The sequence below is a fragment of the Dapis hubbardiae BLCC-M172 genome, from assembly GCF_050016015.1.
GTDB lineage: Bacteria > Cyanobacteriota > Cyanobacteriia > Cyanobacteriales > Microcoleaceae > Trichodesmium.
The window spans coordinates 26,148-51,776 of the sequence record NZ_JBNHEQ010000178.1 but is presented as its reverse complement, the minus strand read 5'-3'; the positions used below and the strand labels follow the sequence as shown (position 1 = coordinate 51,776).

The 25,629-nt window shown below is 35.4% G+C and carries 16 protein-coding genes; 9 read left to right on the top strand and 7 right to left on the bottom strand.

All coding sequences use genetic code 11. The annotated features are described in order from the left end of the window. Positions 1 to 37 precede the first annotated feature (37 nt). Both ACP6PK_RS16140 and ACP6PK_RS16135 read right to left on the bottom strand, forming a co-directional pair. On the bottom strand, positions 38 to 190 hold the full coding sequence (locus ACP6PK_RS16140) for a hypothetical protein (protein WP_426560789.1): 153 nt from the start codon (positions 188 to 190) through the stop codon (positions 38 to 40). A 248-nt stretch (positions 191 to 438) separates the two neighbouring features. Further along, positions 439 to 879 (bottom strand): hypothetical protein, encoded by a 441-nt coding sequence (locus ACP6PK_RS16135; RefSeq protein WP_426560787.1) that lies wholly within the window; start codon positions 877 to 879, stop codon positions 439 to 441. Between the two features lie 254 nt (positions 880 to 1,133). On the opposite strand from ACP6PK_RS16135, the gene ACP6PK_RS16130 reads away from it, so the two are divergent. Both ACP6PK_RS16130 and ACP6PK_RS16125 read left to right on the top strand, forming a co-directional pair. Then, entirely contained in the window at positions 1,134 to 2,447 is a 1,314-nt protein-coding gene (locus ACP6PK_RS16130; RefSeq protein ID WP_426560785.1) for a KamA family radical SAM protein, read from the top strand. Positions 2,448 to 3,867: 1,420 nt separating this feature from the next. Then, positions 3,868 to 4,611 (top strand): methyltransferase, encoded by a 744-nt coding sequence (locus ACP6PK_RS16125; protein ID WP_094672669.1) that lies wholly within the window; start codon positions 3,868 to 3,870, stop codon positions 4,609 to 4,611. 135 nt (positions 4,612 to 4,746) lie between these two features. On the opposite strand, the gene ACP6PK_RS16120 is transcribed toward ACP6PK_RS16125, so the two are convergent. Together ACP6PK_RS16120 and ilvD are read right to left on the bottom strand one after the other, a co-directional pair. Next, positions 4,747 to 7,035 carry a PBP1A family penicillin-binding protein gene (locus ACP6PK_RS16120; RefSeq protein WP_426560783.1) on the bottom strand — a complete coding sequence of 763 codons (2,289 nt, stop codon included), beginning with the start codon at positions 7,033 to 7,035 and terminating at the stop codon, positions 4,747 to 4,749. Positions 7,036 to 8,084: 1,049 nt separating this feature from the next. Next, entirely contained in the window at positions 8,085 to 9,770 is a 1,686-nt protein-coding gene (gene ilvD / locus ACP6PK_RS16115; protein WP_426560823.1) for a dihydroxy-acid dehydratase, read from the bottom strand. A gap of 1,207 nt (positions 9,771 to 10,977) precedes the next feature. Here ilvD and ACP6PK_RS16110 point away from each other — a divergent pair. From ACP6PK_RS16110 to ACP6PK_RS16080, 7 genes are all read left to right on the top strand, one after another. Beyond that, a complete protein-coding gene (locus tag ACP6PK_RS16110) occupies positions 10,978 to 11,817 on the top strand; it encodes a pentapeptide repeat-containing protein (protein WP_426560781.1) in 840 nt (279 codons plus the stop codon). A 163-nt stretch (positions 11,818 to 11,980) separates the two neighbouring features. After that, the gene (locus ACP6PK_RS16105; protein WP_094673973.1) at positions 11,981 to 12,979 is read left to right on the top strand and encodes a pentapeptide repeat-containing protein; all 999 of its coding nucleotides are present in this window, start codon (positions 11,981 to 11,983) and stop codon (positions 12,977 to 12,979) included. Between the two features lie 1,000 nt (positions 12,980 to 13,979). After that, entirely contained in the window at positions 13,980 to 14,966 is a 987-nt protein-coding gene (locus ACP6PK_RS16100) for a pentapeptide repeat-containing protein (RefSeq protein WP_426560779.1), read from the top strand. 174 nt (positions 14,967 to 15,140) lie between these two features. Next, positions 15,141 to 15,950, top strand: coding sequence for a ribonuclease D (locus ACP6PK_RS16095; RefSeq protein ID WP_426560777.1), 810 nt, complete (start codon positions 15,141 to 15,143; stop codon positions 15,948 to 15,950). A 137-nt stretch (positions 15,951 to 16,087) separates the two neighbouring features. Next, positions 16,088 to 16,225: a hypothetical protein gene (locus ACP6PK_RS16090; protein ID WP_426560775.1), complete on the top strand. Its 138-nt coding sequence runs from the start codon at positions 16,088 to 16,090 to the stop codon at positions 16,223 to 16,225. 272 nt (positions 16,226 to 16,497) lie between these two features. Then, positions 16,498 to 16,635 carry a hypothetical protein gene (locus tag ACP6PK_RS16085; RefSeq protein ID WP_426560775.1) on the top strand — a complete coding sequence of 46 codons (138 nt, stop codon included), beginning with the start codon at positions 16,498 to 16,500 and terminating at the stop codon, positions 16,633 to 16,635. A gap of 255 nt (positions 16,636 to 16,890) precedes the next feature. Continuing rightward, positions 16,891 to 17,508, top strand: a complete 618-nt coding sequence (locus tag ACP6PK_RS16080; RefSeq protein WP_426560773.1) for a CP12 domain-containing protein — start codon at positions 16,891 to 16,893, stop codon at positions 17,506 to 17,508. A gap of 978 nt (positions 17,509 to 18,486) precedes the next feature. Here the strand turns inward: ACP6PK_RS16080 and rpoD are convergent. From rpoD to ACP6PK_RS16065, 3 genes are all read right to left on the bottom strand, one after another. Beyond that, a complete protein-coding gene (gene rpoD / locus ACP6PK_RS16075) occupies positions 18,487 to 19,647 on the bottom strand; it encodes an RNA polymerase sigma factor RpoD (protein WP_426560771.1) in 1,161 nt (386 codons plus the stop codon). 2,916 nt (positions 19,648 to 22,563) lie between these two features. Then, positions 22,564 to 23,145, bottom strand: coding sequence for a M23 family metallopeptidase (locus tag ACP6PK_RS16070; protein ID WP_426560769.1), 582 nt, complete (start codon positions 23,143 to 23,145; stop codon positions 22,564 to 22,566). Between the two features lie 1,957 nt (positions 23,146 to 25,102). Then, positions 25,103 to 25,489: a hypothetical protein gene (locus ACP6PK_RS16065; RefSeq protein WP_426560767.1), complete on the bottom strand. Its 387-nt coding sequence runs from the start codon at positions 25,487 to 25,489 to the stop codon at positions 25,103 to 25,105. Positions 25,490 to 25,629: the final 140 nt, after the last annotated feature.

The following is a 25,629-nucleotide window of genomic DNA, read 5'->3' as shown; positions in this document are numbered from 1 at the left end:
CTAGGAATATCTTGCTCCCATTTCAGATATTCCTTTTTTATGCTTCTAAAATTCCTACAATAATCTGGAGTAACTCTAACAAATCTGTAGGAACTCGATATAGATTTGTATCTTGTATAATTCGTTTTTTTTCAGTATCAAGAACAGCAAATTGCCAAATATTGCCCATTGATACTGCACCATATAACATAGAATAACTAGGGTTTGCTGAAAAAGTATAAGTGGTAGGAGTAGGACTCAGGACTCAGGACTCAGGACTCAGGAGGAATAGGGCATTTAGAGGAGGTTGTCGGAAGAATTATTCCTTGATTTTTCTCCCTCGCGTCACCCTAAAATCCTAACTTTTTAAGCTTTTTAGACTGAAAACCTTGCACTTTTTCCAGACCTAAAATGCTTTTACCTTTATCTGTCAATACTGTGAGATTTATTCAGCAAGCCCTAACTAGCAAATTCTGCTTGCTTTACAGCGATCAATTCTACTGCAAGCTGTGTGAAACCTCTTTGTAAGTCAGCATTTTTAGCCTCAATAACTAAAAACTGACTTTGGGTTTGGAGAAAATAATCTAATTCACCTTTTAACTGTTCGCTAACTTTTAAAGAATACCCAACCTTAATTTTAGCTTGGGTGTAGTGAATTGACTCCATCAAAACAGGACCAATCAAAAACTCCCGCCTTGCCATTTCGCTAGTTAAACTGACATAGGGTAAAATCTCTTCTAAGCGTTGTTTTAAACTCTCTAACCGTTCCAGTTGGCGATGGGTTTGGGGTAAAGTAAGCGATCGCGATTCATACCCGTAGCCAAAATAAGATAGAATGTCGTCAGGTTCAGAGTTTAATCTAAAATAGTCAGCAAAGGTATTAAGACTGAGTTGGGTCAATAACCGAAATTATAGACATATAACATAAATTATCTATATACAAAATCAAAATTTCTGCTGTGATTAAATTTTAGTAGATTTAGATAATATTAGGAAATCTTCAATAAAAGTTTCCTCCATTTAGATATAGGTTGTACAAATAAATACACCTACAAGTGTAGCTCCAATTGCGGTTGCAATAATATTTAATATATACTGAATAATCATTTTACAATCTGACCAAATTTATGCAGATCAACATTAAATCGTTAAAAATGCGTTTTTACGGAGCTAAAGACATAGACTCCATAGCTCAATTGAGTAAATTTTCCGAGCAAGAACGTCTAGGAATGAAAGCCGTCGCCCAAGTTTTACCCTTCCGAACTAACAATTATATAGTGGAACAATTAATTGATTGGAATAATATTCCTGACGATCCAATTTTCCGACTGACTTTCCCTCATCAAGAAATGCTAGACTCACAGGACTGTAATCAAATTGTTCAGCTTTTAACAGAAAATGCTCCTAAAGCTGTTTTAAAAGAGGCAGCTAACAAGATTCGTCGGCGACTCAATCCTCATCCGGCAGGACAAAAAGAGTATAATGTTCCTACCTTCAATGGCGAACCTGTCCCTGGAATTCAGCATAAATATCAAGAAACAGTCTTAATTTTTCCGACTGCAGGGCAAACTTGCCATGCTTATTGTACTTTCTGCTTTCGCTGGCCTCAATTTGTGGGACTTGATGACTTAAAATTTGCTACCCGTGAATCAGGAATCTTTCAACAATACCTGCAACAACATCAAGAAGTCAGTGATGTCTTGCTAACAGGGGGCGACCCGATGACCATGAAAGCATGGCAACTGGCCCTGTATATTGAACCTTTACTCGAACCAGAGTTTGACCATATCCAAACAATTCGGATTGGGACAAAATCTATTTCCTTCTGGCCTTATCGTTATGTCACTGATGAAGATGCTGATAATACGTTGCGCTTGTTTGAAAAGATAGTCCAACGGGGCAAGCATTTGGCGATAATGGCTCACTACGAACATTGGAAGGAGTTGGATACCCCAGTTGCTCAAGAAGCAATTCGACGGATTCGCTCTACAGGGGCGCAAATCCGCACTCAAGCACCATTAGTACGCCACATCAATGATTCGGCAGAGACTTGGGCGAAAATGTGGCAAATGCAGGTGAGTTTGGGTTGTATTCCTTACTATATGTTTGTAGAGCGACAAACAGGTGCGAAAGACTATTTTGAAATTCCCTTGGTCCAGGGTTGGGAAATTTATCGAGAAGCTATACAACAGGTGTCTGGTTTGGCGAGAACCGTAAGAGGTCCAGTAATGTCAGCGTTGCCTGGAAAAGTAGCTATTGATGGTGTTACTGAAATTGCTGGAGAAAAGGTTTTTGTATTGTCATTTTGGCAAGCTCGCGAATCTGACTGGTGCAAGCGACCGTTTTTTGCTGGTTTCGATGCAGATGCTACTTGGTTGAACGATCTTAAACCTGCTTTTGGGGAGGATAAGTTCTTTTATGAGAGTGAGCTTGAGGAAATTTTGACCCGAAGGTCATTGAAACACTAGATTTTTAAAGCTTATTTCAACCCAGCGTTGCTGAATCAAGGTATGAAAATAAAAACTTAATAATCTCAAGTATTTGTCATTCAATAGTTTACCGTTAGCGGTAGCAATGCAAAGCATTATTGTCAACAAATACAAATCATACCGAAAATCAGCAACACCATTATCTGAAATTTTGGGATGTTCCAGTTCTTTATAGAACCCATTTGGTATCTATGATCGGCAGTGTGGAGAGTGTGGGAGGTGTGGGGGGCTTACAAGGGGTTTTTTACCTTTGATGTCAAAGAAGTGTGGGGAGTGTGGGACCCACCCCTAACCACTCCCAGGAGGGGAAGTGTGGGGAGAGGGAGAAGTTTTGAGGGATTTATTGTATAAAAAAGTACATTGACTGTGGAAATTTTATACTGAATAAAAGTGATTACTCACCTCTTTCTTAAAAACCTATCCCTGTAAGGGTGTGGGCAGAGAGGAAAGTTTAGGAAGATGTAGTATTGGAGGTATTGGGAGTATTTTTTACCGAATAATTCAGGACTTACGCAAAGGTACTATGTATAGAGTTAAAAAACTATTCCGTAATAGTTTTGAGCGCTATATATAGTACCTTTGCGTAAGTTTTATAATTAATAATTATTAATTAAATAATTCAGCTTTATTAGTCTCCCCTTGGCTGCGCCGCGAGCTGTCGCTCTACAAGGGGAAAAAAAGTGTTAGGATATTTCCTTATATCCCACATTCCGTTTTATTAGCCTCCCCTTGGCTGCGCCGCGAGCTGTCGCTCTACAAGGGGAAAAAAAGTGCTAGGATATTTCCTTATATTCAATTCCCTTACGGTTTTAACCACCAGGTAATTATCCATTAATGAACAATTTCTCTAGCTAGCCTAATTCTCACAGAGAATTCCACTCCTCAAAAATCAACATCTGTGGTATTGATACATTATAGACATAAACAATAATCAAAAATCATGCTCCGGTATCCTAGTATATACATCAATTCTTTCCCCCCTAATCCCTATTCCCTATTCCCTACTCCCTCTTTTCTGGAGATACCAAATAGCTTCTATAGATATTCACAGCGATCGCTATTTTCTAAAATCATATCAAATCCGCTTAATTCGATATAAAAAAATGTTCCATCTTCAGTCATTGCCAAATCTTTCTAAATTCTCTTCCATTCGCCCGTACAGGAGGGGCGAATGGCCATTTGCCCCTACTACTCCTGACTCCTTATCTAATTACACCAATGCTACCGGATTTGATATCATACCTTAATTCACCAAAACCCAATTTAATACAGCAGTTTTCATTTGGGTAGACCACAGTAGGGACATTCCATTGAAATGTCTCTATAAGGTTTTGTTTGTGACTATGTGGTTTATCAATCTGAAAAGTGCTATAATTTAATCTAATTAAAGGAAGTAAAAATGATTCGACAAGAAGATGTTAAAATTCTTTTCAAAGAGGAACAAGCACTGAAATACGACCGAAAAGATTATCTAAAATTTCACGAAGAACTTTCATCAAAAGACCGAGAAATTACTATTTTATTTCAAGATCAACCAATTTTTGATGTTCTAGTTCCTAAAGGAGTTTTTAACCCCTATGGTGGTATAGCCGCTCAAGCTTTTATGAGCGGTATTTTAAACAAAATAATTGATGCCAAGGGCAAAAGGGTACTCGATCTCGGATGTGGTTGTGGAGTTATTGGTTTGTGTTGCCTTTTTAAAGACAGTAATAAAGTGGTGTTTTCCGACCTTCATCCCAATATTATGCCACTAAAAAATAATCTTCTAATTCGAGAACAAGATGAGGTGAAGGTACAAGATTTATGTGTGGAAGAAAAAGACCAATCATATGATTTAGTTTTTATGTCGTTTCCCAGTCGTTCGATCGATCGCCAGATGGAAGCAGATTCCTACGAAATAGGAATCTTAAGGAATGATGATCTAGTGTTTCGGGCGATCGAGCAGATAGGACGAGTATTAGCACCTGGGGGAGAATTTGTCTTTTTTTATCGGGTGTTTAACGATCGCTTCCCACTGTCTCTGGAAGTGATGTCGAAGTTAGCAGCACATTTCGACCTTACCACTCTCAAGTTACTGTGGTATTTAGGAGAGGACAACGGACATGGTTTATTGTTGTCTGTGGATAAATATTCAGGGAAATAAATAAGTGTATCACAATAATTAGGGAGAAGTCAGGAGAAAGAAGTGTTTTCATAACTAATTATCCGGACATGGTATTACTTCTGACTTAGTTAGAGTTGCTCAAAATACTCATTATAAAAACAACTTCTGACTTCATTAATTCCCTACAACCTTTTGCATATAATTTCCCCATAACTGGGCAGCTTGTCCACTGCTGCCATAAGTAGGAGAGTTATCATCATTTCCTAACCAAATTCCTGTAACTATACTTTGGTTAGGAATATATCCAATAAACCATAAATCTACTGCTCTATTAGTTGTACCAGTTTTACCCGCTTCTCCTAATCCTAGATTAGCACTACCACCTGTACCAAATTGCACAACTCCTTGGAGCATTTGAGTCATTCTTTGTGCTATGTATGGTTGCAGAATAGGGCGGTTAGCTTGAATATCTCCTTGAGGGTTTTCACAATTTGGGTCTGGGTTATAAGAATAAATGCAGCGACAAGTGTAAATATTATTGCGATCGCCACAATCACTACTATCTATAATTTTCCTAATAGTATGGGGTTTATTCGCCACTCCACGATTAGCAAATACTCCATAAGCACCTGTCATTTCTAAGACATTAACTTCACTTTGACCTAAAATCAACCCAGGTACAGCATTTAACTTAGACTTAATTCCTAAACGCCTTGCCATTCTTACCACTCTATCTAAACCTACCTGTCGAGCGACTCGCAAAGCTACTACATTCTCAGAAAGTGCCATACCTGTATACATATTTGTATTCCCGTTACGGCGTTGACAACCGTCGTAACTCACACCCATCCATCTTAGGGAATTACAAGAATATAATTTTGTTGGTGGTATTCCCCTTTCTATGGCAGCAGCATAAGCAAAGACTTTAAAAGTAGAACCTGGTTGACGTTGTGCTTGAGTTGCCCGGTTAAATTGACTTTTTTGGTAATCTGCACCTCCAGTCATAGCGATAACTTCCCCATTCCTAGAATCTATTGTGACTATAGCACCTTGAGAAAAGTTCGCATAAGAACCAACGTTATTAATGCTATCTTGCAAAGTTGTTTCTGCATGAGTTTGAATTTCAGGGTTTAAAGCTGTTTGAACAACAAAATTTCCTTCTCTAGCTAAGTCTTCTCCTAATAAATCTTCTAGTTCCCTAAATACATAACTGTAATAATAGGGTGCTATTGTACTTTGGATAATTTCTTTAGCTTTCGGATTAATTTCTATACGCGATCGCCTAGCTCTATCTGCTTCTTGTTGGTTAATCATACCTAAAGTAAGCATTCGATAAAGAACCCCATCTCTTTGTTGTATAGCTTTTTGATAATTTTGTACTGGATTAAAACTATTAGGTGCGGGTAAAATTCCTACTAATGTTGCTGCTTCTGATAAAGTTAAATCTGTTGCGCTTTTACCAAAATAAAATCTTGCAGCATCTTCAAATCCATATAAATCTAATCCTAAATAAACTTTATTTAGATAGGCTAATAATAAATCTTCTTTACTATAAAAAGCTTCTATCTTGAGAGCTACTATTGCCTCTCGTAATTTCCGACCAGCAGAATCTTCTGTACCTACATAATCTCGAAATATACTCCTTGCTAACTGCTGGGTAACTGTACTACCTCCCTCGCGTATACCATCCGAACGTAAATTTGTCAATATTGCTCTTAAAATTCCGATGGGGTCTACGCCGATATGCCAATAAAAGCGACTATCCTCAGAAGCAATTACTGCATCTGGTAAATATTTAGAAAATTTAGAGATCCGTCCTAATTCATAATGGGAATTTCTATAAGCTGGACGTAGAGGTGTTTGTCCATCACGAGCATAGATGACTACTGGGCCAGTAATTGGGTTGGGTAGGGGGTCTACCTGAAATTTTGTCCATTCAAGTAGAATGATTAAACTGACTAAAGCAGTGAATCCTGAAATGCCAAAGAAACCATAACGAAGGACTTGAATGTACCATGCAGGAGGATGGATATAACGAACTTTAACAGCATCAGCTAATGCAGGTGGTCCTAAAGTTAAGATATCGCCATGACGTAAAGCCAGACTAGAAATCTGTTTTTTCCCATTGTAGATACCATTAGCAGAGTTTTCATCTTTTATTATGTAAGGGGCGTTAGCTCCATTTGGGTTTCTTGAGATAGACAGATGAATTTTGCTAATTAGAGGATTACGAATGACAATATCACAAGCTTGGGAGGAGCGTCCGAGTAAATAGCGATCGCCCAGAAGAGAATATTTTTTGGTTGGAGTAGTTTCTGCTTCCTCTATCCATATTTCAGGTACTTTAGCATTAGGTCTCAGTGCTAGTCGAGAAAAGTTGACACTAGCATGAATAGTTTTCACCACCTGGGTAATACTACCCAAGAGAGTTTGAGGATTACGAGGAGGCTGAGAATAATTCATAACTATAGGTAGTAGGGAATAGGGAGTAGGGAGTAGGGGAGTGAGGGAGAAGTAAAAAAGTATGAATAATTAACACGCTATACCCGTTACAAAAACAACTTCTGCCTTCTGAGTTCTGACTTCTGATGACTTCTGCCATTCACCTAATTATTTGTAACATTCTTTGATCAAAATGGTATTACTTAAAATTGCCCTGATTATTTTTATAACCAGAGTAGGTAACATTCTTAGCTTCAAGTTATATAAGCTGAAACTGAGGATTTCTATAGTAGCTTTATTTAATTTTACTCATAACTCTTAGAATTTGCTGCTCAATGGCATTGGTGAAATAAGCTATGAAATTCGTATCGGAGTAAGATTGATAGTAAGTAAAAAAGCTGTTTTAACTACTAATTACTAATTCCTGAATTCTGACTCCTGATTCCTAAAAATCATACAATCATTCACCAACGCCGCTGCTCAATATACCATTACTATCAAAGCAAAACTTGATAATTATTAACTAAATATCTCCAATAATAAAAAATAAAATCAATTATCGTGTATAAATCATCAATTATTTCCCCATAGTCTGTGTGGACGTTGCATGCAACGTCCCTAATAGTCCCTCTTTTCTGGATATATCTACTAAATTTGGCGTTGCATAATCTAAATACCCATCCTTCAGCAACGCCCTAAATTTTAACTCCCCCGGCGGGAAGTCCCGCGCTCTCCTGTTTTGCTAGCGCACAACTATCCTAGGTCATGCTCCGCAAACGCACTTCGGCTGTCGCCGACATAGAAAGCGGAGCATTCCCTATACGAAAAGGCGGAGCAAGTGCGGCAGCTATTAGGGGAGCGTCGTATGGGAAAGCCGGGCGTTATCTGTGTGGTTCGTCCTAATTTTATCTACTATTATAGCTATTGACAATTACAGATATTATCACTAAAATAGTCCTTTCTTGTTACCAACACAGGGGGAGGACATCACCTCTGTCACGCGCAGCGGTCAGGGTTGACCAGACCGAAGAATACCGCGTTGTCGCGGAACGCGCAACGTCGGGAGTATGTCAATCTAATCCAGAGTCAGTTACTGCTCCAACACTGCTAGAGGAAACTAACTTAGCATACTTAGCCAATACACCTCTAGTATATCGGGGTGTCGGTGGTTCCCATACTTCACGACGCTTTTCTAGTTCCTCATCAGAAATATTTAACTGTAGTAAACGCTTATGAGCATCTATAGTAATCATGTCTCCTTCTTTGATTAGAGCGATCGCTCCACCTACTGCTGCTTCTGGAGCTACATGACCAACTACCATACCGTAAGTACCACCAGAAAACCTACCATCAGTAATCAATCCTACTTTATCTCCTAAACCAGCACCAATAATAGCGGAAGTTGGTGCCAACATTTCCCGCATTCCTGGTCCACCTTTCGGACCTTCATAACGAACTACTATAATATCTCCTGCTTGAATTTTGCCTGCTAATATTGCTTCTAGGCAAGCTTCCTCTGATTCAAAAACTCTTGCTGGACCTGTTATTTCTGGGTTCTTAACTCCTGTAATTTTAGCAACGGCTCCCTCAGTTGCTAGATTTCCTTTTAAGATAGCTAAGTGTCCTTGAGCATACATGGGATTATCCCAAGGGCGAATCACATCTTGGTTTGCAGGTGGTTGAGAAGGTACATCTGCTAACTGTTCCGCAATAGTTTTACCAGTTATAGTTAAAGCATCTGGGTGGAGTAGGTCATGTTCTAGGAGCATTTTCATTACTAAAGGTATGCCACCTGCTTGATGCAAATTTGTAGTAACATATCTACCACTTGGTTTCAGGTCACACAATACAGGTACTCTTGCCCTAATAGTTTCAAAATCATCAATAGATAATTCCACATCCGCAGCATGAGCTATTGCTAAGAAGTGTAACACTGCATTGGTGGAACCCCCTACAGCCATGATTACTGAAATTGCATTTTCGATGGCTTTGCGAGTAATAATTTGACGAGGTAAAATTTGTTTCCGAATAGCTTCTACTAATACATGAGCTGATTTTTCTGTACTATCTGCTTTTTCTGCATCTTCGGCAGCCATTGTTGAGGAGTACATTAGACTCATTCCCATTGCTTCAAAAGCTGAAGACATGGTATTTGCAGTAAACATTCCTCCACAGGAACCAGCACCAGGACAAGCTCTACGTTCTATTGCTGTTAATTCTGTTTCGTCAATTTTTCCAGCACTATATTCTCCTACCGCTTCAAAAGCACTTACAACTGTTAAGTCTTTACCATTATAATTGCCTGGTTTAATAGTACCACCATAGACAAAGATGGCTGGGATGTTCATGCGGGCGATCGCTATCATTGCTCCTGGCATATTTTTGTCACATCCGCCAATAGCCAGAACTCCGTCCATTGTTTGGCCATTACAAACTGTTTCAATGGAGTCAGCAATAACGTCTCTGGAAACTAGAGAATATTTCATACCCTCAGTACCCATAGAAATACCATCGCTAATGGTAATTGTCCCAAATATTTGTGGCATTCCTCCAGCTTCTTTCACTCCGGTCATGCCTCGCATGGCCAAATCATTAATGCCCATGTTGCAGGGAGTAATGGTGCTATAGGCATTGGCAACCCCAATAATTGGTTTGGTAAAGTCTGAATCTTCAAAACCTACAGCTCTAAGCATGGCTCGGTTTGGAGCACGTTGTACTCCTTTAGTTACTAATTGGCTTCTTATATTTTCTGGCATAGTATTTTTTGACTCTACTATCTTAATTTGACCAAAAAAATCAACTGTATACAAGCCCCCGGATTTATTCTTGGAAAAAGAAAAAGGTTTTCGGTCTTGCAAACTATTTGGTTTATCAATGGGGTCATAGTTTTGACTTTTGAAGATTATTACCCACATTCCCCACGTCAATTTCTAGGATTAAAAGTATTACAAATAACTGAAAATATCCAAGTATTTCTACTGTGTAAATTATCTTTATTAGTTTGGCTTAAAGTCAAATCATCAGGGAATAAATTCAGCATAAATACTGAATTTATTTCGACAATTGAGAACTGGCATTTCCTCTTCACTCCTGATTCCTTATTTTTTATACCAAATTCATGCTCATTGCTATACATCTTAACTTGTGATTTATTAATACAATAATAAAGTTATAAATTACCGAAAAATTAAGGTATAAAGCCTCTCCATTCATGGAAAAAAAAGTGGTTGTTTGCGGAGCATGACCTAGGATGGGATGGCGTTTTGCTTCGCAACATATAAAGCGTTTCGGCGCTTGAGCCGACATGAAAAGCGCAGTTCCTCTGTTTGCGCAGCATTCCGCAGGAAAAGAGGCAGCGGGTCTGTAGGAGCGGGTCTCGAAGAAAAAAATTCCTTGAGCGCCAATCCTTCTATGACAGAAGAGTTCAAGAATGCGCGAATTACCTCTCCTTGAAAACAAGAGGATTGACAAACAGGAAAATTTTTATTTATTATCCCCTTAAAAGGGGAGGCGCATACCCACAATATTTCGGTAATTATTAATTATTAATTATTAATTATTAATTATTAATTATTAATTATTAATTATTAACAGAGCCTACAGTTCTCCATGGAAAGTTTCTCACCTTTAGATAGCTGAAAGCCTTAACTAGCAATAGTTATTCCCAGAACTTTGCACTGTCTAGTAATTATTAATTATTACCTATGTCGTGACTGTAGCAATATTTTATGAAATTGGTATTAGACTAAGTTTTGAAGTGCAAACTATGAAACTATGGTATGGCAGTACGCAAATAGAGCTGGGAGATTTAGAAATGCTCAAACGATTGTCAGGGGTTAGTTTTGACTTCTGACTTCTGTTCGTCGCCAATCCGACAGCTCCCCTATCTGACTTGCGCGTAGCGCTATAATGTCCTGCTTTAAATATAAAATATAAAATAGAAAATAGTTTGAGGCAGAGTAAATGGAGGCTGAGGAACTTCTCAAGCAATATGCAGAAGGGGAAAGAAATTTTAAAGGTATTACTTTGGTAGGAATTGATTTAACCGGAGCTGATTTAAGTAATGCTAATTTTACTAGGGCAAACCTCCGTAATGTGATATTTAAGGATGCTAACCTCAGTGGAGTTAATTTCAGAGAGGTGAGTTTGGGGGATGCTTCTTTAAATGGAACGAATTTGAGTGAAGCGAATTTGATTGGAACAAGTCTGGTGAAAACTGATTTGACTAATGCTAATTTGAGTGGAGCTAATCTGCGGGGTTCTAATTCTAGAGAAGCTAATTTGAATCAAGCTGATTTAAGGGGTGCTAATTTAACGGAGGCTAATTTAAGTCAGGCTAATTTGACTGAAGCTAATTTGAGTGAATCTACAATGATTCGCGTTAATTTGATTAGGGCTATTTTAAGTGGTTCTAACTTAGAGTTTGCTAATTTAACAAATGCTTTGATGAATGAATCAATTTTGGAGGAGGTAAACCTGACAAATGGAATTCTGAGTGGAGCTATGTTAAGTGGTTCTAATCTTAGTGAAGCTGATTTGAGTAAATCTACTACTATTGGGGCGACTTTGAGTGAAGCGAACTTAAGTGGAGCAAAACTACGAACTACTAATGCTAGTTGGACTACTTTACGAGGTGCTAATCTCAGTGGGGCTAATTTATTTCGGGCTAAATTAAGTTGGTCAAATCTGACAGGGGCAATTTTAGTTAAAGCTGTTTTGATTGACGCAAAGCTTAATAAAACTAATTTACGAGATGCAGATATGAGAGGAGCAATTATGCCTGATGGTACAACTTTTCCCTAAAAATATTGTTGCTGTTAACTGAAAATTTTAAATTATAATAGGTGTTGTTTTTGATTCTTTATATTAACAAATATTCATAAAATTTATCTATTGTAATCGAATATAATTAGAGTATATTTACAATTTGATCAGAAATTATGGGGAACTGCAGGAGGAGATCAAAATGAATGCTGAGGAATTAAAGAGTCGATATAACCTAGGAGAACGAGATTTTCGCCAAACTAATTTAGTCGGGGTAAATTTAAAAAGTGTACACCTAGAAAAAATTAATTTGGAAAGTTCTTCTTTGGCTTGTGCAGATTTAACTAAAGCTTTTCTTTATGAATCAAATTTTTCTGATGCTTTTCTCTACTCGGCTAACATGAAATATGTCAAATTGGGAAAGGCTCAACTGGTTAATTCTGACTTGACAAAAAGCGATCTACAGGGTTCTTTTCTGGTTAAGTCAAAAGTCTGTGGTGCGAAATTAAGTGGCGCTATTTTATCTGGTGTGAATTTGAGAGCTGCTAATCTTGAAGGTATTAATCTTTGTGGCGCTAATCTTAGTGGTATTAATTTGCGTTCTGCTAATCTGAAAAATGCTAATCTTTGTTGGGCTAATTTGAGTGGTGCTCGACTAAATGAAGCATCAATACAAGGTGCTTTTATGACAGGAGTTAATCTCAGTAAAGCATATTTAATGAAGGTAGATTTACATGGAATGGATTTGAATGGAGTGAATTTTAGTGGTGCTAAAATGAAGTTTGCTAACTTATGTGGTGCAAATTTAACTGCTACAAATTTTAGTGGAGCTAATTTAATTTTTACTGACTTAAAAGCAACAATTATGAATGGTTCTAATCTGAGTAATGCTCTATTAATTTCTAGTGATTTGAGTGCCGCAGTTTTGATGAGAGCTGATTTATCTGACGCCGTTTTGAGTAAAGCTAATTTGAGCAAAGCTAATCTGAATTTAGCTAATTTGTATCAAGCTGATTTAAGTGGCGCTTGTTTACAGAATGCTTATTTGTGGAAGACTAATTTAACTAAAGCTAATCTTGATGGTGTTGACTTAAGTGGGGCTAGTTTAAGAGGAGCAATTTTGGATGGGGTTGACTTACGAAATACTAAGTTAACAGGAGCTATGATGCCAGATGGTACAATTTTCAAAACCTTGAAATAACAAATGTCAAAAACTGACATACATCACCAAACTTACCAATGGATAATTGATAATTGATAATTAATCAATTCGGCTTTATTGCCTTCTATTTCAAGAGAAAAAGCGGTCTATCTTGGGAGCTTTCGGTAGGATGGGATGGCCGGTGCCTCTTCCAGAGCATGACCTAGGAAAGTTGTGCGCCAGCAAAACGCGGAGCGACTAGAATTGCGGAGCGGCTCTGTAAGAGCGGCAAACCTCCCTATCCCTCCACCGCTTTTTATCCATGAATTGAGAGGCTTTATACCTGAATTTTCGGTAATAAAATATATAGTCATAAATCACACAGCAATTAGTTATGATAACTTGGGAGAAATAGTCAGGCAATTAGATAATAAAGCCGATGTATATGGTTGTAAGTTAATCAAAATTAACAGATATTTTCCTAGTGGGACTTACACAAAATAGCAGTAGAAAATAGGCTCAAAGATAGATAAGGAGAGTTTTTTACGTCGAAAAGATATAAATCCTTTATTACCAAGGGTTTTAGCAATTTTTAGGGGATTGACGTAATTCCCTTGTCTAGACTGACTTTGAAGCAGTTTTTATGCCAAAAAATGTCTAAGTACCACTAGTGCCTGTTCTTTCTACAGAGGAAGCTGCTCTGTTAGCTTAGCATTCTAGAGGAAAGCTCCGCTAAACCTTTCAAAGCTTTGTTCAAAATGCGGTCATGTAGTAGAAAAATTACCTCTAAAGAATGGTAAAACCTTCGCATCAAAACATTTTTCTGTTCACTTATAATCTTAAATTAGAATGGGTCGTAATTGTAATCTTTTTATTAATAAATATTGATAAAATTTAGCTGTTATAATCTAATATAATCAGAGTATATTTACAATTTATAGAGGTTTTAACTTCATGACTACAAAACTTTTTCCTTCTTCCTTTAAACCCAAATATTTGTACTCTATATTAATGAAAAATGCTATAATTTAATTATTGAAAAATATAGGAGAAAAGCAACATGAAAGGTGAGGAATTAAAGACTCGATATTCTCAAGGAGAAAGAGATTTTCGCCAAATCAATTTAGTCGGAGTAAATTTAAAAAGAGTAAATCTGGAAAAAGTTAATTTGGCAGGTGCTTCTTTAGCTTGTGCTGATTTTAGTTATGCTTTTCTCTATGAATCAAATTTTTCTGATGCTTTTCTCTACTCGGCTAACATGAAATATGTCAAATTGGGAAAGGCTCAACTTGTTAATTCTGACTTGACAAAAAGCGATCTAGAGGGTTCTTTCTTAGTGAAGTCAAATTTATCTGGTGCTAAGTTAAGTGGTGCTGTTTTATCTGGTGTTAATTTGAGAGGTGCTAATCTAGAAGGTATTAATCTTTGTGGTGCTAATCTTAGTGGTATTAATTTCCGTTCTGCTAATCTGAAAAATGCTAATCTTCGTTGGGCTAATTTAAGTCACGCTCGACTAAATGAAGCCTTAATACAAGGTGCTTTTCTGACAGGAGTTAATCTAAGTAATGCATTTTTGATGAAGGTAGATTTACATGGAATGGATTTGAATGGGATTAATTTTAGTGGAGCTACAATGAAGTTTGCTAACTTGTCTAGTGCAGATTTAACTGCTACAAATTTTAGTGGTGCTAATTTAATTTTTACTGACTTAAAAGCAACAATTATGAATGGCTCTAATCTGAGAGATGCTGTATTAATTTCTAGTGATTTGACTGCAGCAGTTTTGACGAGAGCTGATTTATCTTATGCAGTTTTGACTGATGCTAATTTGAGTAAAACTAATCTCAATTTAACTGATTTGCATAAAGCTGATTTAAGTGGTGCTTGTTTGGAGGAAGCTTATTTGTGGAAGGCTGATTTGAGTGAAGCTAATCTTGATGGTGCTGACTTAAGTGGGGCTAGTTTAAGGGGAGCAATTTTGGACGGGGTGGATTTACGAAATACTAATTTAACAGGGGCTATGATGCCAGATGGTACAGTTAATTAATCACGAGTCAGGAGTCAGAATATAAAAGGATTTTAATTTATCTTAGTTGTTTTGTTCTTACAATATATCATAAATCATTCCTGATTGTTATAGCTGATACCTCATAGCTAAATGCTTAGGTTTTAGTTAATAAGTAAATCTTCATATTGCTAGCAATAATTTGAGAATTTATATATGTTCTATTTGATAGATAGTAATGATATTAAGAAAGCTATTGAGAAATTAACTACAGCTAATTTTCTTTGGATTGATACAGAAGTTGCTGATTATAATACTCGTCAACCTAGGCTATCTTTAATTCAATTATTAGCTGAATCTCAAGATTTGCTGGGTGACGATGTTTATATTTTTGATGTTTTAAAAAATCCTGATTTAACTAACTTTTTTATCGAAAAAATTATGGTTAATCCTGATATTGAGAAGGTATTTCATAATGCTAAATATGACATTAAATTTTTGGGTAAAAATCAAGCTAAAAATATTACTTGTACTTGGGAAATGTCTAAAAAATTACCTTATTATATTTTGTCAGTATCTGATTTAAAACTGAAAACATTAGCTGAAAAACTAACTAATTTTAAAAACATAGATAAAGAACTACAAGGAAGTGATTGGGGACAACGCCCACTGACAGAAAAACAACTAGAATATGCAAAAATGGACCCGGTTTACTTAGCTCAAGTACACTTGGCTTTGTTAGAGTTAATTCAGCAAAATAATTCTGAACCTGCTACTGATAATTTAGATGAATTGACTCACAGATATCAAGAAGTTTTACATGAATGGAAATTGTTAGATTCAGAAATTTCTCATATACTTGAACGGATAAAATTAGCTATGCAGGCGCAGAATATTTCTGAAACTTCTACTTTTAAATTATCCTCTGTACAACGAACTACTCAGAAAGTTAATTTTGCTGATTTGGCAACTCTAGTAAAAAGTCAGGGAATAGATTTGGATTTTACCGAAATAATTAATAATTAAACAATTAAATAATTAGATAATTCATGCCTTGAACCCTCCCCTTTCAAGGGGAAAAAAATAAATATTTTCCTTATTTGTCAATCCTCTCCCTAAAAGGGAGAGGTAATTATCAATTATCCATTATCAATTATCCATTAATGAACATTACTCTTACTCAAAAACTACAAAAAGATTGGGGAAATATTATTGATGAACTTTCCCTAAATACAGAAAGTAGTTCTAGTTGGAAATTGACTTTTAAGAGTTTTCCAGATATTACTGAGCAAGATTACTAACAAAAATCAACAATTTCGACTTTGAAATTATCCTCTGTGGAACTAACTACTCAGAAAGTTAATTTTGCTGATTTGGCAACTCTAGTAAAAAGTCAGGGAATAGATTTGGATTTTACCGAAATAATTAATAATTAAACAATTAAATAATTAGATAATTCATGCCTTGAACCCTCCCCTTTCAAGGGGAAAAAAATAAATATTTTCCTTATTTGTCAATCCTCTCCCTAAAAGGGAGAGGTAATTATCAATTATCCATTATCAATTATCCATTAATGAACATTACTCTTACTCAAAAACTACAAAAAGATTGGGGAAATATTATTGATGAACTTTCCCTAAATACAGAAAGTAGTTCTAGTTGGAAATTGACTTTTAAGAGTTTTCCAGATATTACTGAGCAAGATTACTAACAAAAATCAACAATTTTGCTACTCCTCAAAATAGTTATAATAAATTATATCAGAACTATTCGATAACTTTGGTTTTCTCTACTCCCTGTTCTCCATTTCTACTCATCATTACTTTTTACCACTACTAATTATTTGATTTGACAAATTTGTAGACTAAGTAACTATTCTATTCTATTCTTAGTTAATAGCAAAGCTACTAAATATTGGTAGCTGAAGTATCAATAACTAAATACATATTATTGAGGAAAAGTCAAGATGATGCAAAAAGCTAAAGATATTATGACCACAGATGTAGAGACAATTAAGGGGTCAGCAACAGTAGCTGATGCTGTGAAGAAGATGAATGACTTATCTCTGCGTGCCCTAATTGTAGAACGTCGTCACGACCAAGATGCTTATGGTATTATTACAGAGGCAGATATTGTTTATCAGGTTGCTGCATACGGGAAAGACCCTAAACAAGTGCGAGTGTATGAAATTATGACTAAGCCTTGTATTGTGGTTAACCCAGATTTAGGTGTAGAATATGTGGCACGTTTATTTGCTCAGACAGGTATACGTCGAGCGCCTGTGATTAAAGATACATTACTTGGTATTATTTCAATTACAGATATTTTAAGCAAGAGTGATTTTGTGGAAAAACCAAAATCTGTATTGCTCGAAGGCAGAATTCAGGAAGCTATTGAAGAAGCAAGAAAGACTTGTGCAGAAAAAGGTGTTACTTCTAAGGAATGTGCAGCAGCTTGGGATGTTGTAGAAGAGTTACAAGCTGAAGCTGCTCATCAAAAGGCAGAAAGACTTAATAAAACCGCTTTTGATGAATATTGCGAAGAATTTCCAGACGCTGCTGAAGCCAGAAATTACGATGTTTAGTTTCAGAGTTTTACCTGTATATATATAAGATTTTTTCTTTTAGCACTGAGAATAATATCCAGTGCTTTTTTTGGCGCTTCCGATAGATATAGCTATCATCAATCAGTTTTCAGACTTTATTCAGAATAGCCCCGATAACAGATTAGGCGATCGTAATATCTACAGACTCTATAGAACCCCTGAAGGGGTTTATTTAAAATTAGAGATTGAGAGTAGGGGAGTAGGGGAGTGGGGGAGTGGGGGAGTGGGGGAGATGATGAAGTAAGTCAAAAAAATTCTACCTTTTTCCTCTATTTCTTTATTCTCCATCTCCTGACTACTGAGGACTGAGGACTGACTCAAGAGCCAAAAACCCTTACCTTTGCGGAGATACGCTTAGGGGTTCTATAGAATAGGACTTATGTATTTTTCTCAAATAAAGACTATAAACTATTGCGCAATAGTTTTGAACTATTATATATGGCTTTAGTATAAGTCCTATAGAAGAGAAAAATTACCTTTTGATAGGGTTTAGCAGTTTTTCACACCCCATCAAAAGGAGCAAATATATCTGAATTGCTCTATAAAACTGATACAAGGTGCCACATTAAGTGACAATCTGATTTTTATTTCCTGCTGTACGGACGTTGCACAGGCAAAAATGCGTTTTCCGTTCCGGAATGCTCCGCTTTCCATGTCGCGCAGCGATACGTCCCTAAGACCGTTGGCGATTACTCATCCACAAGAATAAATGGTCAAGCTGACCGTATTCTCAAATTAATACTTGCATCTCATAAGCGGTCTAGAGATATGCCACGCTCAGGGAAATCATAACTTCTAAGACTTAACGGCATATCTTTTACATGACCACAATTAGACCTAACAAATTCAGTATGTCTACCGTTAATTACTAATAGTATCTCACTGGTTACTAGCACTTAAAGTGTCTCACAGTAACATCAGTTAGAAAATTAGGTAATAGACAACCGACTAACTTTTCTAACGGATATATTCTTTCAGAATACTATTTCGATTTGGGTGTCGCAACTTCCTTAGAGCTTTTGCTTCAATTTGTCGAATCCGCTCGCGAGTCACATTAAAGATTTGTCCAATTTCTTCTAAGGTTTTCATCCGACCATCATCCAAGCCATACCTTAAACGTAATACATCCCGCTCACGGGGACTCAAACTATTTAAAACACTTTCCAAATCTTCTCGCAATAAATTTTTAGATACTTGGTCTTCAGGAGTTTCCCCATCTGACTCAATAAAATCTCCCAGTCGAGAATCTTCCTCTTTTCCAATAGGAGTTTCTAAAGATATAGGTAGTTGAGCAGACTTAGCAATAAAACGCAACTTTTCTATGGTCATTTCCATGCTAGTTGCTATTTCCTCTTCTGTAGGTTTACGACCCATTTCTTGAGAAAGAAGCTTAGTAGTTTTCTTGATTCGGGATATAGTTTCGTACAAATGAACTGGTAGACGAATAGTACGAGACTGATCGGCGATCGCTCTGGTAATAGCTTGACGAATCCACCAAGTTGCGTAGGTACTAAATTTATAGCCCTTTTCATGGTCAAATTTTTCTGCTGCTCGAATTAATCCCAAACTACCTTCTTGAATCAAATCCTGGAATGATAAGCCTCGGTTCATGTATTTTTTGGCGATGGAAACCACAAGACGCAGATTAGACTGTACCATCTTTTCTTTAGCTCTACGCCCAAGTATTAACCGACGCTTAAACTTTGACAATTCCATGTCTACAGCATTTGCCCACTCACTGACTTGGGGTTCTCGATCTAAGTTATACATTAGATCTTCTCGAATCCGCTCCAATTCCAGAAGGTCTGCAATTTTACGCGCTAATTCAATTTCTTCATCAGCTCGTAATAGTCTGATTCTTCCTATTTCTTGTAGGTAAAGGCGAATCGAGTCTTCTGTGTAATGCTTTTTTTTGCCCGCAGTGCGAGTACGAGATTTGGCAACTTTACCAGACTTTAGATCATCATCATCAGACTGAGCATCTATATATTCTTCTCTATCTCCGATTAAAATGTCTAACTCATCATTTATTTGTCTGGTTGGGGTTGGCTGAAATAAGTCGCTAGATTCTAGCTCAGGCTGAATGGTGGTTTCGATTACGTTGTTAGTCTGGATCATGTCGCGTTCCTCATGCTCCTTAGGTTGAAGAATAAATTACTTTACAGAAGTTTTCTGTCTATCTTAAGACAGTATAGCTAGTGACCAAACCTGTATGGTTTATCTTTTTTGCAGGAAACTGAGAAATTTCGTGAGTTTACCTGAAATAATATTTACCCATTTCAGGTTTACTTTATTGGTATTGGCTCTTTTTTCACAGTCTTCAGAGTCATATATTATGGCTAACGGTCGTGCCAGTATCATTTTCTACATTTGAACTACCTCAACTCAACTTCGTTATAGTTGTTTTTAGAAGTGGGATAACCCACACAACTGCTTCATAAAACTGATATAAAACGTCACAATTAGTGATGTTTTAATGTTTAGGGATGTTGCATGCAACGTCCGTACCTTCTAAGGTTACACTCTGCAGCAGGACTTCCACAGGTATCAACGGTTAAGGCAACCCGATCTCTCGATCTTTAATAATTGTATTTAGATCCCGGTCTATAGACAAACTACACTTAGGGCAATCAAAGGTCTTACCTATCTGGTAGTCCTATATAGTAATGGTGAATAGTTGCTAAAACGCTGACTATAGGGTTGCCGAAAAAATTACAATGCACCATTACTACCTAATCTTATTTCCCCTTATGCTTTGAGCCTGCCTGCCACATATCTACATTATGCTAATAACTTAAGCTGGGATGAGAGCCATTATTTATCCGACCAAAGTTGGAATTCTTCCTTTAAGTTAGCCATTATGTCAAAGGCTATCACAGGGAAATCATATCAATTTAGGCTATCTGATAATTGGTATAACCAACTTCAGCTCTAGAGCTATTAGCAATAAAAAACAATGAGACAGCTAATTTAAGGATTCATTAATCCGCGACCAACCCCACTCAATGACAACTATTTGGACATGAAGGGTGTAGTTCATAGTTATCTAGCCTTTCATCTTCACCTAATATTTATATTAGTTTGAGAATTGTCTGGGGTTTTAGTTAAACACCATAACAATATTCTTTCTTTAGTTTTTGTGAAAATATCAGAAATTTGACTACACAATTACCTATGGTTGACTATGCTACTTTATTTACAAGGTAAATAATTCAGGGAAATTGTTAAAACATAACAAATTATACCCTAGCTATAAAATCCTTTACCCAATAAAGGCACTAATATATATTTTACTTTGTACTTTCTGTCTTCAACCTCCTTTTTTTTCTAGCATTTACTCTTGTCATTACATCTCCTGTATCTATCAATTGTAAGATTTTTGGAAGATGAATGTGATTAGTTTCATGCTAGCAATAATCTATACATTAATCACCTCCACTATCATAATTATGTTGAGTTGAGAAAAATATTGTTAATTTTTTCACACATATACTAATCCTCGACACGGTTGTGTAGAAAATATTCTATTCAAAGGGCACAGGGTTAAGAATTTCAAAGTTTGTCTTTTGGGATTTTCTAGCAATGATTTCCTATTTCTATAGGACTTAATCTTAACTATATATAAATTTTGCCAAACAGCTTTTTGCTCAAGTGATTTGATTACTTTATTAAAATCTTAAGATTTTCCAGACTTTTGGTTAGTATTTTTATTGATTCCTATATTATTAAGATTTTTTTTACTATATCTGTCATAATTGTGATATTTTTTCCTGATTTTATGGATATAGATAGATTTATAAATTTAGTTTTTCCTTTGTTTCTATACTCTTTGGACTGGATAGTAAATTCAATTTTCTGGGTCAAGTTCAAATTTTTCTTTCACGATGATACTCAATACTAATTGTAATGATTAATTGGATACATCCTTAATTCAAGCTAACTCTGAAAAGCTTAATAATTTTTAGTTTAACAAATTATTTTATCAAGGCCCACTCCTCTTCTCCCACACTTATTATTTTTTGTAATTTTTATGGTCATGACAGGTCAAAATTGATATATTTATTCATATATTATATTTATTTAATACAAATTAATTAATCATTTTAATCTTATACTCACACTTTGGTATTCATCCTTGATTAGTCTTAACTGCTTTAATGAAATGTCAACACTCTAGTTTCAAAATTAGTGGGTAAAGTTAATAGTTGATTCTTTGATATGTAGTTTACAACAATTGACAAAAACTTTTCTATAGCAATCAGTCGTGATTTCTGAGAATAGGATATCAATGGTATTATCATCATATTAAACTTTATTCATGCAGAAGTTCTCACATATGATTCCTGATTGCTATATAAGGACATTTATCTAGAGCAAAATTTTCGCTAACAGATACTCCTTATCTGTAACTTAGCTCAAATTTTAGAAATTGGAGTTAAATATTACGTTAAGAGAAATTAAGTTTTTGATGTTAAGCTGTCATGGTAGATATTCATCCTCCAATTTTTATAAACATTTTCAAAGATAGCATATTAAAATTAGGCAATTCCCAAAGAGTTCAGTGTAACTGCTGAATACAAACACCATTAATTATACAGTCAAATAATCTGCTACAAATGTTGCCAGAACTTTATAGTTGTGAAGTTGTTGTACAGTTGTTAAGATGTATTTATTTTATGGAAGCTTTCTCATATTTTAGTATTTCTCTTCAATAAGGTAAACATTCAGCTATTAGGAGTCAGCAGTCAGCTCCTAGCTTTAATGAATGAAGCAAGAGTTCTTTTAACTTCTACTACATTTTCAACCCAGAATTTGAGTTGTCAACTCATATAATTTATGGGCGGATAATCAGTGAAAAAAAAATTTTGTTTGTAGAATTGCTCTAGCCGTATCTATAGTTCGGGCTGAGAGCTATACTACGAACTTTAATTATAACTATTTAACCGGACATGATATAACTTATGGGCGGAAATTGCAGAAATTATAGATTTATCTCAGGAGCTGATAGCTGATAGCTGACTGCTGAATGCTTACTCAATAAGAACCTTTTCTCAAAAATTTGATGTAATTTTCAACAAGAGGACGGGTTACTTTTCTATTTGTAATTCTTTGTCCATTATGATAATGAATCTGAGCATGGACATGATAACCTGAAGTTCTCCCTGTCAGACCTTGAATGCCAATTGGTTGTCCTTTAGTAATTCTTGTTCCTTTTTTTGGTGGCGAACCTTGAAGCAAATGACCCATTAACCAATAATAATTAGTCCCATCACACATAAGTTCAACTATTTGACCCGCACCTTGGGCAGTCCTAAAACTGCCATTTCGGCCTTGAAATCTAGTTCGGCGAATAGTTCCTTCACAAGGAGCTGGAATAGGAACTTCTAATTTACCATTTAGCTCCAGGGTAAAATCATAAGCTCCTAGAGGAGTATCATCAATGAAATAGGGAGTATGAATTACATAAGGTAGAAATTTATTTGATTTACCATAGTATGGGGTCAACAAAGGAGTAATTTTGGCGAAATTATCTTCTACCCACTCTTGCACAATGACTATTTTTTTTACTGTTTGTCCTAGTATTTTAACTCCTGTTTTGATTAAGGGAGATAACACAGTTATATATATTAAAAATATAAAGATCAAAAAAACAAATAAATTTTTAACTCTACCACTATTATGATTGTATTTTGGTTGTAAAAAAATTTGTTTAATTATGCAAAAAAATGGCAATTTATTTTGTTTTGATTTTTGTTTAAATGACTTTAATTTTCTAAATAATAGCAGATATTGTTTCATAAGCAATTACATAATTTTAATTTTTTTTTGATAACTAATAAATTAATATTATACTCATTACAGTCGATCAAAGAGATTGAGTATTTTTACCACTGAATGGTGTCATATCCCTTGATAAGTAATCTTCAATAATTGATAATTGATAATGGATAATTGATAATTACCTCTCCCTAAAACGGATAGGATTGAATAAAAGGAAAATTTTTTCTTGTTTCTCCACGGTGAGTGAGAGGCTTTATACCTTGATTTTTCGGTAATTTCTCAAAATTCATGGTTGACTTATTAACTGCTTGAGAAACTGTTTGTTAAATGAAAATCAAATCCTTGTTTGGGGTTAGTTTTTCTGGCGCAAAGCTTTCCTATGGTTATGCTGCGGATTCATGTTAACAACAGCAATTTTGCTGCCCCACAACTCCATTCAAGCTCCGCAACATGAAAAAATGGTAATATTGACCCTTGCTGACTCTAGGTGGAAGTTGTCCACCAACCCACCAATATAGCCTCTTCCATCTAACTGTGGTACAGTGATTATAGTAGATTTTATCAACAAAAATGAAACCTTAATTCCATACATCAAAAACTATTTAAAAAGATACTGCTACTGTACTTTATAAACCACAAATATACTGTATTAACTATTGTAGTGGTCTTAATGTTTGTTTGATCAACAGTATCTCAACTATTTCAGAATTTGCTTCTGTTGCAGATATTTTAAATACTGATTGAAATAAATTTTTTTTTAGGTGTTTTTTTCCAACATCTAAAACCCTTTATTGTTAATATATCTAGGAAAAATTTTGAGATTTGCTCTGATATAAAAAAACCTGATTTAGTATTATTTATTAATCAATCAAAAAATAGGATCTAGTTAGAAACTGAATGTATCAGTAAATCTAAAAAAGGGAGTAGGCAATAGGGAAAGGCAAGAACACAGAACTATTGGCTACCAGAAAATAATCTGCAAATATTGACTACAATATAGCTATAAGCAATCCGCGCTTATGTTGCGGGTAATCAAAAAGTCAATAAAAAAAACTGAAACTCCCGCCTGTTGCCTTCTGGAGCTGTTGCCTAAAAAGCAGTAAGATTTTTGACACGAATATGCGGAGGATTGCTATAGTCTTTTGTAGGGGAATAAATACTAATCTTCTCTACTAAGAGTATATGCCAGGAAATAGGCAAAATTATTTGTGTTTTTACTATTCAGTTATATGTTGATTTCTCTGTAGTTTGTTTGTTGCTCCTTATAGACTAAAAATGCACATTTATTTTGCAGAGATACTGAGATATAAGTAAAAAGTCAGGCATTAAAAAATCAGGTAAGCTAATACGCATTTAAAATGCTTATTCGCAAGTCAGAAGTTATAATTCAGAAGTAATCAGGGTTTTTCTTTCAATGATGTACACAAGAATAAGTCGTTTAAATGCACAGTAGTTGATTAAGATTATATGTTTAATTAACTATTATTTTTGGCTATTATTTAATACTCCAAATTGTGACATTATTGAGGTGAATTGGTATAACACCATGAATTAAAAAAGAATGTTACAAATAGTTTATAGTCTGAAGAAGGTAAGGAACTAAAGAATAAAAATAGTACATTTTATTCCTTAATCAGTAGATATAACTTTATACAACAAAATAAGTATTATAATTAATATTTCGTATTTGTAGCAAACATTTATCAAAGTGCTATAAGACAAATAACTCTTTAACCATTCTCAAAAACTGATATAGTATATAGAGTAAATGCTCTTGTCATCATAATATGGATTAATTTGAATTATCTTGAATTACCCACCTCCATAAAGGATGAGTTTCACCTTGATGATTAATCTGACGTACTTGTTTTTCTAAGCGCTTTTGTTCTTCTGGAGATATACCCCAAAGAATGTGTCTACTTTGCCAAACTAAAATAGCAGTTGTAGTACCAAGACACAGACCTAAACCAACAGCAGATAGTTTATTATAAGCTAGGGAATAACGTACAGAAATCCAAGTAAAATGATCTAACCACAAAGAAATTTCTCTCCGTAAACTCCATATACTTAAAGAACCAACACTACTCCAAAGTAACACAACTATCAACCATTTAAAATAGATTATTAGTCTGTAGAGTCTTTGTACTTGAACTTGTAAAACTGACTCATCTTTACACATTTTTAGGATGTTGAAAGAATAAGAAAAAAAGGCAGAAGAGAATTTTTTCTATTAGCAAAAGTTGCTTAAATTTTTTCAAGCTGTAAGAACTAATTTCTCAACTTAAGACTAGAGGTTTTTCACACAAATAGACTACAGAC